The 10,858-nt window shown below is 33.1% G+C and carries 8 protein-coding genes; 3 read left to right on the top strand and 5 right to left on the bottom strand.

Annotation, left to right across the window (positions count from 1 at the left end):
- Positions 1-131: 131 nt before the first annotated feature.
- From KA828_RS10910 to tyrS, 3 genes are all read right to left on the bottom strand, one after another.
- Positions 132-1,541: a DHA2 family efflux MFS transporter permease subunit gene (locus tag KA828_RS10910; protein WP_210126223.1), complete on the bottom strand. Its 1,410-nt coding sequence runs from the start codon at positions 1,539-1,541 to the stop codon at positions 132-134.
- Between the two features lie 91 nt (positions 1,542-1,632).
- Complete coding sequence (locus KA828_RS10915) at positions 1,633-2,103, bottom strand: MarR family winged helix-turn-helix transcriptional regulator (RefSeq protein WP_210126224.1); 471 nt, start codon at positions 2,101-2,103, stop codon at positions 1,633-1,635.
- Between the two features lie 124 nt (positions 2,104-2,227).
- The gene (gene tyrS / locus KA828_RS10920; protein WP_210126225.1) at positions 2,228-3,490 is read right to left on the bottom strand and encodes a tyrosine--tRNA ligase; all 1,263 of its coding nucleotides are present in this window, start codon (positions 3,488-3,490) and stop codon (positions 2,228-2,230) included.
- A gap of 376 nt (positions 3,491-3,866) precedes the next feature.
- On the opposite strand from tyrS, the gene KA828_RS10925 reads away from it, so the two are divergent.
- Positions 3,867-4,790, top strand: coding sequence for a transglycosylase domain-containing protein (locus KA828_RS10925; protein WP_481906428.1), 924 nt, complete (start codon positions 3,867-3,869; stop codon positions 4,788-4,790).
- 147 nt (positions 4,791-4,937) lie between these two features.
- Here the strand turns inward: KA828_RS10925 and KA828_RS10930 are convergent, their stop codons facing one another.
- Positions 4,938-6,605, bottom strand: a complete 1,668-nt coding sequence (locus KA828_RS10930; RefSeq protein ID WP_210126226.1) for a formate--tetrahydrofolate ligase — start codon at positions 6,603-6,605, stop codon at positions 4,938-4,940.
- 523 nt (positions 6,606-7,128) lie between these two features.
- Complete coding sequence (acsA, locus tag KA828_RS10935; protein ID WP_210126227.1) at positions 7,129-8,838, bottom strand: acetate--CoA ligase; 1,710 nt, start codon at positions 8,836-8,838, stop codon at positions 7,129-7,131.
- 164 nt (positions 8,839-9,002) lie between these two features.
- Between acsA and KA828_RS10940 the strand changes: the two genes are divergently transcribed.
- Both KA828_RS10940 and KA828_RS10945 read left to right on the top strand, forming a co-directional pair.
- Complete coding sequence (locus KA828_RS10940) at positions 9,003-9,635, top strand: GNAT family N-acetyltransferase (protein ID WP_210126228.1); 633 nt, start codon at positions 9,003-9,005, stop codon at positions 9,633-9,635.
- 35 nt (positions 9,636-9,670) lie between these two features.
- Complete coding sequence (locus KA828_RS10945) at positions 9,671-10,828, top strand: acetoin utilization protein AcuC (RefSeq protein ID WP_210126229.1); 1,158 nt, start codon at positions 9,671-9,673, stop codon at positions 10,826-10,828.
- The last annotated feature ends 30 nt before the right edge of the window (positions 10,829-10,858 follow it).

Genomic DNA, 10,858 nt, shown 5'->3' on the forward strand with positions numbered 1-10,858 from the left:
TCTATAGTTACTGACTGATTTTGAGCAAACGCTATAAAATAAAGGTTCTCAACTTTAGTCTCCCATGCGGGGGTGGAACAATAAATTCGTAAAGAATTTTGTTCCACCCCTATTTTCTTTTATCACATTGTTTATACCGTCGCTTTCGATTTTTGAGTTAAAAATAACGCTGGAATCACAAGAAGAATTAAAGTTATAACTGATACTAAAAATCCAGCGTGATAAGCAATGATATTATTCGCCATTGAAGAACCTAATCGATTTACTACAAGTGAAAGCACTGTTGCTATAAAGGCCGTTCCGAAACTTGAACCAACATTTTCAATCATATTAATACCAACACCAGCTTCAGCCAATTTATGCTCATCCATCCCCATATAGGCATCCGTAGTGAGACCTAAATTAATACCACCAACACTACAACCTCTTAAGAAGAGTATCAATGATAGAACAACTATGCTTGTATGTTCAGTTATAAATAATAAAGGTACTGAACCAAACATTGAGATAATAACACTGATAATAACAACCCATTTAGCACCAAATTGATCAATAACTTTACCAATATAGGGTCTTGTAATAAGCATACCCAGACCCTGTGGTATCAGTGCTAGAGCAGCTTCAATTGGCGAAAACTGCTTAAAAGTCTGAAAGTATAATGGAATAATGACCATTGGCCCCATGATACCGATGTTAGAAAGAAAGAGACCTATGAATGATGCAGTGTAATTTCTTCTTTTGAATAGAGAAATAGGTAATATTGTATTATCATTCTTCATTTTGTTATAAACAAAATACAACATAATGAAAATACAACTTACAACTAAGAGAACCATTGTCGTCGTATTGTAAAAACTATGATAGTCGCTCGCTTTCGTCAAACCATAAATCATAGAAATACTGATTAATCCTAATAAAATAACACCAATCATATCAATAGACTTCTCTTTATTTAAAGGCTTAAAGTTTGGTAAATATTTCATTTGTAAAAGAATCGCAACGATGACCACGATAACATTAATAAAAAACATCCAACGCCAAGACACAAAATGAATGATAACACCACCGATTACTGGTCCTAAAATAGGTCCAAAAATCATAGGTGTACTTACAATTGCCATTACTTTTCCAATATGGTCTTGACCTGTTGTCTTAATCAATAATGTAAACATTAACGTTGTAATAACGCCTGCAGACATACCTTGAATAATTCTAAATATAATAAAGCTCTCAACATTCCAACTGATACCAGCTAAAACTGATGTCATACCAAATAGTATCGAAGCAGAAATAAATACGTACTTTCCATTATATTGATTGACCAACCACCCTGCTATTGGAATAATTAACGCTAGTGCAAGAACATAATCTGTTATTCCCCACTGTACGATATCGAGCGTTGTACCAAATGTATGATTTAACTGTTTAATTGCTATATTAATCATTGTTGAATCTAACATAGGTGCTATAGCCCCTAATGCAATTGCCCAAGCAGCAATCATTATTTCTCTTGAAACTTGACGTTCATTAACTTTCGACATTAGAATCCTCCTGTATTTTGTTTCCTTGTCAACAAAATATAAAAAAGAGCGGAATAAAATTCGCTACGAATTCATTATTCCACTCTAACAATTAAAGCGTACGTTGTTGCTGTTCTATAAGTTGGTCTAAATGGTCATTATATCTTTCTATAAACGTCATCATATTTTTAAATTCATCTTCAGTCATACTATCAAAAACCGTTTGATCTCTATCTTGAAATGTTTCATGTAGTTCAGCGTGAATGCGATAGACTTTCTCACCTTCATGAGTCAACTTAAAATAAATTTCCTTTTTATTATCTTCACTTTTAAAACTTTCAATTAATCCTTTTTGTTGCAATCGCTTAGTTAATTTACTAATAGCACCTCTCGTCATAAATAACTTATGCGCTAAATACCTTACATTAGGTTTCTGATATTCTTTGATTGCTTCAATACAATGGACTTCCGAAGGCTTATATCCTTTAAGCGCTTGTTCCATTTTACCTTTATTTAACCAACCTATTTTGTTAAATAAATCTCTAAAGCTATTCATTAATATTTCTTCTTTATTATTAGTCATTTCATCACTTCTTTATGTTCTTATAGTATATTCATTATAACTATATTTGAATAACATTTCATAAAATAAGGGCAAGTAGCATCATCGTAAATACCGTGCTACATTGCCCATTCACTTAAAATGCTTATTTATAATTAAGCATGAAATATTTTTTCTTACCACGACGAATAATTGTGAATTCATTATCAATTTTATCATCGTCACTTAATTCAAAGTCCACGTTTTGTTGTCTCTCACCATTAATATAAATCGCACCGTTATTAACATCTTCGCGTGCTTGACGTTTAGATGATGCAATTCCTGTTTCAATTAAAGCGTCAATGATGTTTGTAGTTTCAGTTGATAATTCAACTTGTGGTACATCTTTGAAACCTTCTTTTAATTCTTTACCAGATAATGATTTTAAATCACCGCTAAATAACGCTTGAGAAATACGAATAGCATCATTTAATGCTTCTTTTCCGTGGATAAATTCTGTCACGCTTTCTGCTAATGCTTTTTGTGCTTCTCTTAAATGAGGTTGTTCATTTTTAGATTGTTCTAAACGATCAATTTCATCTTTATCTAGGAATGTAAAGTATTTTAGGAACTTAATGACATCATCATCTGATTGATTAATCCAAAATTGATAAAATTCGTATGGACTTGTTTTATCAGCATCTAACCAAACTGCACCTGATTCTGACTTACCAAATTTCTTACCATCCGATTTCGTCACTAATGGAATAGTTAAGCCATAAGCTTCAGTTTGACCATACATACGACGCATTAATTCAATACCACTTGTGATATTTCCCCATTGGTCAGAACCACCTACTTGCAGTTTACAATTTAATTCACGATTTAAATGTCCGAAATCAATTGCTTGTAGTATTGTATATGTGAACTCAGTGTATGAAATACCATTTTCAAGACGAGATTGTATTGAATCTTTACCTAACATATAGTTCACACCAACGTGCTTACCATAATCTCTTAAGAAATCGATTAATGAAATTTGATTTAACCAATCTTTATTATTAACGAGTACCGCACCTTTGTCAGAACCAAATTCAAATAATCTATGCATTTGATCACTAATACCTTTAACATTAGCTTCTACTTGGTCTTCAGTTTGTAATACACGCTCTTCAGATTTCCCAGAAGGGTCACCAATCATACCTGTTCCACCACCAATTAATACAATTGGTTTATGACCATGTTCTTGGAAACGACGTAAAGTCATAAATGGTAATAAATGGCCGATATGTAAACTATCGGCTGTTGGATCAGCACCACAATATAATGAAATTTGTTCTTTATTTAACAGTTCTTCAATCGCTTTTTCATCAGTTTGTTGATAAATTAAGCCTCTCCATTGTAGTTCTTCAATTAATGCATTAGTCATAATTTATTCCTCCTATAAATATTGATTTATTAATCATTGATGATTGATACTCTATTTAAGGTAAAATAAAAAGCGCCCTTACACATACAACATGTAAGGGCGCTTGAGCACGTTACCACCATACTTAAATAGCGAATAGCTATTCACTTTATCAATGATACGTTCATTAATAAAACGTTGGATAATTCATAATAAGGTGTATTCATATAAGCGTAATTATTAGTTCACAGCAACCACTAACTCTCTGAAAATCACAAATATATTACTTGTCCTCATATCCAAAAGATATTGAATTGTAATTAATTATAAGTATAAAAAATATAAAAGTCAAATATGCGAATATGATATACTATACTTAAATTTTAGGAGGTTTAAGATGAAAAGGATGTCAACCAACACAAATAGAGACTCAAAGTTTAATACATTTGAAAAATCCTACAAAAAAGTAAAACATATCATTGTAGGCTTATTTAGTGTTGGTTTATTGGTGAGTATGATTGGATTTATAGGAACAGTCATCTACTTTAATCACTTAACACATGAATCATCTCAAATAAGTGATAGTGAATTACAACAAAAAGTACTTCACTTTGCTGGTGATGATTTAATTAATCATAATAATTCTAATGTGTTAGAGGAATATGATAAATCCGAAAATTCTCTTATCGTCGGTCCAAAACACGTTAATCCAAATGTTATCAAAGCACTTACCTCTTCAGAAGATACCATGTTCTTTAAACATAATGGTATTTTGCCGAAAGCGCTCGTACGTGCGATGATTCAAGATGTCTTTGATCTTGATCAAAGTTCTGGTGGTAGTACAATAACCCAACAACTAGTTAAAAATCAGGTATTATCAAGTAAAAAAACATATAGTCGTAAAGCAAACGAACTTATATTGGCAATGCGTTTAGAAAAATTATTATCAAAGAATGAGATTATTTATACATATTTAAATATTGTACCTTTTGGTAGAGATTATGAAGGCAATAATATCACAGGCATCGCATCAGCGTCATACAGCTTATTTGGTATACCTCCGAAAGACTTAAACATTGCCCAATCTGCTTATCTTATCGGCTTATTACAGAGTCCTTATGTTTATACGCCATATGAAGAAAATGGTGAATTAAAACCATATAAAGCGGTTAAAATTAGTGTCGATCGTCAACATTATGTGTTAAAGCGCATGCTCGTTGAAGGTGTAATTAACAAAGAAGAATATCGTCATGCCAAGCGATATCATATCTACCATCATTTATTAACAAATCCTGAATTAACGAATAATCAACCTGCATAATTTCATCTTAACTATAGAGTAGTTTTATTTTATACATTTTATTTTCATACATTGCTCATTAAAAAAGCCGACAAAGTGTAACACTTTGTCGACAGATTTAATCATGTATCTTCGTATACATATATTTTTTTACTATATATTATTGCTTTAGAATAAACCTACTGCATGGCCATCTTCTGTAACGTCCATATTTAACGCAGCTGGTTTCTTAGGTAATCCAGGCATAGTCATAATTGCACCTGTTAAGGCAACAATAAATCCTGCACCTGTTTTAGCTTCTAATTCTCTAATTGTAATATCAAAATCAGTTGGTGCTCCTAATGCAGTAGCGTCATCACTAAATGAATATTGTGTTTTAGCCATACAGATTGGATATTTACCCCATCCATTATCTGTAAATTCTTTTAATTGTTTTTTAGCTTTTTTACTGAATGTTACTGAAGAACCACCGTAAATATCTTTTACGATTGTTTCAATTTTTTCTTCTAAAGATTGATCTAAATCATATAAGAATTTGAAATCATTTGGTTGTTCGATAACTTCTAATACTTGGTTAGCTAATTCAACGCCACCTTTACCGCCTTTTTCCCAAACTTCAGTTAAAGCGATTCTAACGTTATTTTCTTTAGCCCAAGCTTTTACAGCTTCAGTTTCTGCATCAGTATCATGAATAAATGCATTTAATGCGATAACTGGTTCAACACCGAATTTACGGATGTTATTAACGTGACGTTCTAAGTTAACGATTCCAGCTTTTACAGCTTCAACGTTTTCTTCTTTAAGATCATCTTTTGCTACGCCACCATGCATTTTAAGCGCACGAACTGTTGCAACTAATACGACTGCTGATGGTTCGAAGCCAGCTTCTCTAGCTTTAATGTCGATAAATTTCTCAGCACCAAGGTCTGAACCGAATCCTGCTTCAGTTACAACGATATCTGCAAGATCACGTGCAGTTTCTGTAGCTAAAATAGAGTTACAACCATGTGCAATATTTGCGAATGGTCCACCATGAACTAATGCAGGTGTACCTTCAATTGTTTGAACTAAGTTAGGTTTAATAGCATCTTTTAAAATCATTGCTAATGCACCTTCAACTTTTAAGTCAGCAACTGTAACTGGTTTACGGTCGCGAGTATAGCCGATAGTAATACGACTAATTTTTTCTTTTAAGTCATTAATATTACGAGCTAAACATAAGATAGCCATTACTTCTGAAGCAACGGTAATGTTGAAGCCATCTTCACGTGGTACACCATTTGTAGGTCCACCTAAACCAACGTTCACATGACGTAATGCACGGTCGTTCATGTCTAATACACGTTTCCATTCAACACGACGTACATCAATGCCTAAGTCGTTACCTTGATGGATGTGGTTGTCGATAAATGCAGATAACGCATTGTTAGCAGTAGTAATGGCATGGAAGTCACCATTGAAGTGTAAGTTAATGTCTTCCATTGGTAATACTTGTGCATAACCACCACCAGTTGCCCCACCTTTAATACCAAATGTAGGTCCTAATGCTGGTTCACGTAAAGCGACCATTACATTTTTATTTAATTCGTTGAACGCATCAGATAATCCAACTGTAACTGTAGATTTACCTTCACCTGCTGGCGTAGGACTCATAGCAGTTACTAAAACGACTTTCCCTTTGTTGTCTTTAGGTTTGATTTGATTGATATCAATCTTAGCTTTATAGTGACCATATTGTTCTAAAGCATCTGCTGGGATGCCAGCTTTTTTAGCGATTTCTCCAATAGGTTTAAGTTCTGATTGATTAGCAATGTCTAAATCTGATAAATGTGCCAACTTATTTCAACCCCTTATTAATTTTAGTTTGATTTATGTAAGAATACCTCAAACAAATGTTTTAAGGTTTCTTTTAATCTTACATACTAATAATAACTAACAATGAAAGCGATGTCGAATTTTTGAGAGCGTTTCCAATGATTTGTGTAAAATTTAACTTAATTTTATGATAAATCAACTAATTTAAATATATACTGAATGTAAATCATTAACTTTTTAGGTAAAAATACATTATTACTTTATTTAAAATTTAGAACGATTATTTCTAAATTGAACAGTAATTTAATAATTCTAAGAACAAAATCTCTTAAATCATGTGATCTAAAATGGATAGTAGAATGTAGTTAATCATGGAGCCCAAACAAAGACTATCTCAAAATAGATTTACAAATTAAGCAAGTTGGACAAGTAAAGTAACAATACGAATTAATGTAAATAAAGAAACCAGCAAATGAAGTTGTAAAAACTCATTCGCTGGTTATTTGACTAGGAATTATGTCCCAGACCTTGTCTAATAAATGATTTAATCTTCCATTGTACTTAAATCACCTGCATCTAAGTTAAGCTCCCAAGCTTTCAATACACGTCTCATAATTTTACCTGAACGTGTTTTTGGTAATTTATCTTTAAATTCTATTTCTCTTGGTGCTGCATGACCTGATAATCCTTCTTTAACAAACTTACGAATTTCTGTCTTTAATTCGTCAGATGGTTCATAACCTTGTCGTAATGAAATAAAGGCTTTGATAATTTCACCTCTGACTGGATCTGGCTTACCGATAACCCCAGCTTCCGCAACCGCTTCATGTTCAACCAATTTAGATTCTACTTCGAAAGGACCCACACGCTCACCAGCAGTCATAATGACATCATCAACGCGTCCTTGGAACCAGAAATAACCATCTTCATCTTGATACGCAGAATCTCCAGATACATACCAATCGCCAATGAAATATGAGTCATATTTTTCAGGGTTCTTCCAAATTGAATACATCATTGATGGCCAACCTTTCTTGATAGCTAAATTACCCATTCGATTTGGTGGTAACTCATTACCTGAATCATCAACAATAGCAGCTTCAATACCTGGGAGTGGTTTACCCATTGAGCCTAATTTAACATCAACTGCAGGGTAATTTACAATCATATGTCCGCCTGTTTCAGTCATCCACCATGTATCTAACACGCGTTTATCGTAAACATCTTTAGACCATTTTATAACTTCAGGGTTTAAAGGCTCACCTACTGATAATATTGAACGTAATGATGATAAATCATATTTCTCAACGATATCATCACCCGCACTCATCAACATTCTTAGTGCAGTCGGTGCAGTATACCAAATCGTTACTTTAAATGTTTCAATCATGTTATACCATTGTTCAGGTGAGAATCGTCCTCCAGCAATACAATTCGTTACGCCATTTAACCAAGGTGCAAAGACGCCATAAGATGTTCCTGTAACCCATCCAGGATCAGCTGTGCACCAGTATATGTCATCTTCTTTTAAATCTAATACGTATTTACCTGAAATATAGTGAAGTAACATGGCCTTTTGAACATGTAATACACCTTTAGGTTGACCAGTAGAACCAGATGTATAATGCAAGATAAGTCCATCATCTTCTTTCAACCATTCGATATCAAATGATTCACTAGCATGATGCAATTCTTTATTAAAATCTATATATTGTTCATCTACATCCTCATCAACGACTATAATCGTCTCAAGATGTGGTAATTTCTCCTTAGGAATTCGATTAACTAAACTGTTTGTCGTAATAATAACTTTTGCCTCACTATTATCTAACCTATCCGTCACTGCTTTTTCCATAAAGGCTTCAAATAGAGGTCCCACGATAGCACCTATCTTTAAAATACCAAGAAAGGCAAAATAGAGTTCAGGTGTTCTAGGCATAAAGATAAACACACGATCCCCTTTTTGAACATTTGCTTTATCAACTAATACATTTGCAGCTTTATTTGATAATACTTTTAATTCTTCAAACGTATATTGTTCTTTACGCTTTTCATCTCTATAGTTAAGTGCAATTTTTTCACCTTTGCCATTATCGACATGGCGATCTATGCACTCATAAGCCATATTAATTTTTCCAGTTTCATTCCATGAGAAAGCTTTTTTCACTTCGTCCCAATCAAAGTCTTGATAAGTTTTTTCATAATCTTGTAAATTATAATTACCTTTCTCGCTTTCAAACACTTCTACTTTCATTGTAAACTCCCCCTTGTTTAATGAAATCGCTTTCTTTAAAAAGTATTATACATTAATTTTTGTGTTATTCAAAATTTTTAGATAATTATTACAATTTAATTTGTTTATTTCTCTAAATAAATATAAAATAACTATAATAGTAGTTCGTATTGGGAGTGAGATAAATGAAACATATCAAAACGCATGTAACCAAGCACCTTACAATAAAAGATAAACATTTCACAATTGAAGGGCCTGTTTCATACCAATATTTGAAAACGCTTTCTTTCGACGAATCATTAAATGCCTTTAGACCTGCAAATGACCAGTTTGAAGCTTTACTTGAAATAACTCAATTGCCAGAGGGACGCATTTATATAGCTCGAGAAGATAAGCATATTATCGGTTATGTCACCTATCACTATCCTGACGACTTTGAAAGATGGGCTGAAGGTCAATTGCCTTATTTATTAGAGTTAGGTGCAATAGAAGTACAACGTAATTATAGACAATTTCATCTTGGTGGCGAACTTATTGCGTTAAGTCTCACTCAAGATGAATTTGAAGATTACATTGTTTTAACTACTGAGTACTACTGGCATTGGGATTTAAAAACTGCAAAGCTTGATGTTTTTGAATATAAGAAAATGATGCAAAAGTTAATGTCTAAAGGTGGCTTAGAAGTATTTGCTACAGATGATCCAGAAATCACAAGTCATCCAGCTAATTGTCTAATGGCAAGAATTGGGAAAAGGATATCATTAGACCAACAACAATCTTTTGATGATTTACGTTACAAAAATCGATTTTTATTTTAGCCATTTCTGCTATAACTTTAAGGGGTATGATATTTATGCAAAAAAATTTAAAAACGGGGTATGTATACTCAGATGAACTATTGAAATATCGTTTCAATGATAATCATCCTTTTAATCAAATGCGATTAAAATTAACGACAGAATTACTCCAAATGATGAACTTATTAAATGATGAGCAGATTATCCAACCTAGAATAGCAAATGAAGACGAACTTGCTTTAATTCATAAATATGATTATATCCAAGCAATTAAACACGCTTCACATGGTATTTTAAGCACATCTGAAGCTCAAAAATATGGTTTAAATACTGATGATACATTTCAATTTCGGCATATGCATAGACATAGTGCGCGCATTGTAGGTGGTGCGCTAAATTTAGCAGATGAAATAATGAATGGAAATTTACAAAATGGATGTCACTTAGGCGGTGGCTTGCACCATAGTCTTCCTGGACGCGCGAATGGATTTTGTATTTATAATGACGTGGCTATAACTGCGAAATACCTTGCTTCAAAATATCAACAACGGGTGATGGTAATTGATACCGATGCACATCATGGTGACGGTACACAATGGAGTCTTTATACAGATAACACGATAATGTGTTATTCCATTCATGAGACAGGTAAATTTTTATTTCCAGGATCAGGGCATTACACGGAGCGTGGTGAGGATTTAGGATATGGATATACAGTAAATTTGCCTTTAGAGCCTTATACAGAACATGATAACTATTTAAAGGTATTTGAAGAATCCGTAACAAGTGTGATTCAAGCATATAAACCTGACATCCTACTTAGTGTGCATGGCGTTGATATTCATTATTTAGATCCATTAACACATATGAGTTGTTCATTAGAAACTTTATATGAAATACCATATATCATTAATAAACTAGCTCAACTATATACTAAAGGAAAAGTACTAATGTTTGGTGGTGGCGGTTATAATATTTGGCAAGTGGTACCTCGAGCGTGGAGTCATATATTTTTAACTTTAATGAATGAACCTATCCAAGAAGGCCCCTTGCCCGAACTGTGGATAACAAAATGGCGAAACTATTCACCTGTTAAATTACCCAAGCACTGGACAGAGGATTATCGTGACTATGTAACGATCCCAAGAACACAAGCAATCTCTGAAAAAAATAATGAACGTGCGAATAGAATTATTCATTGGTATACAAATTAAAATAAAGGAGTAGGGAGTGGGACAGAATTC

Origin of the sequence: Staphylococcus sp. GDY8P85P (assembly GCF_017892405.1) — a bacterium.
In the GTDB taxonomy this organism is placed as follows: Bacteria; Bacillota; Bacilli; order Staphylococcales; family Staphylococcaceae; genus Staphylococcus; species Staphylococcus borealis.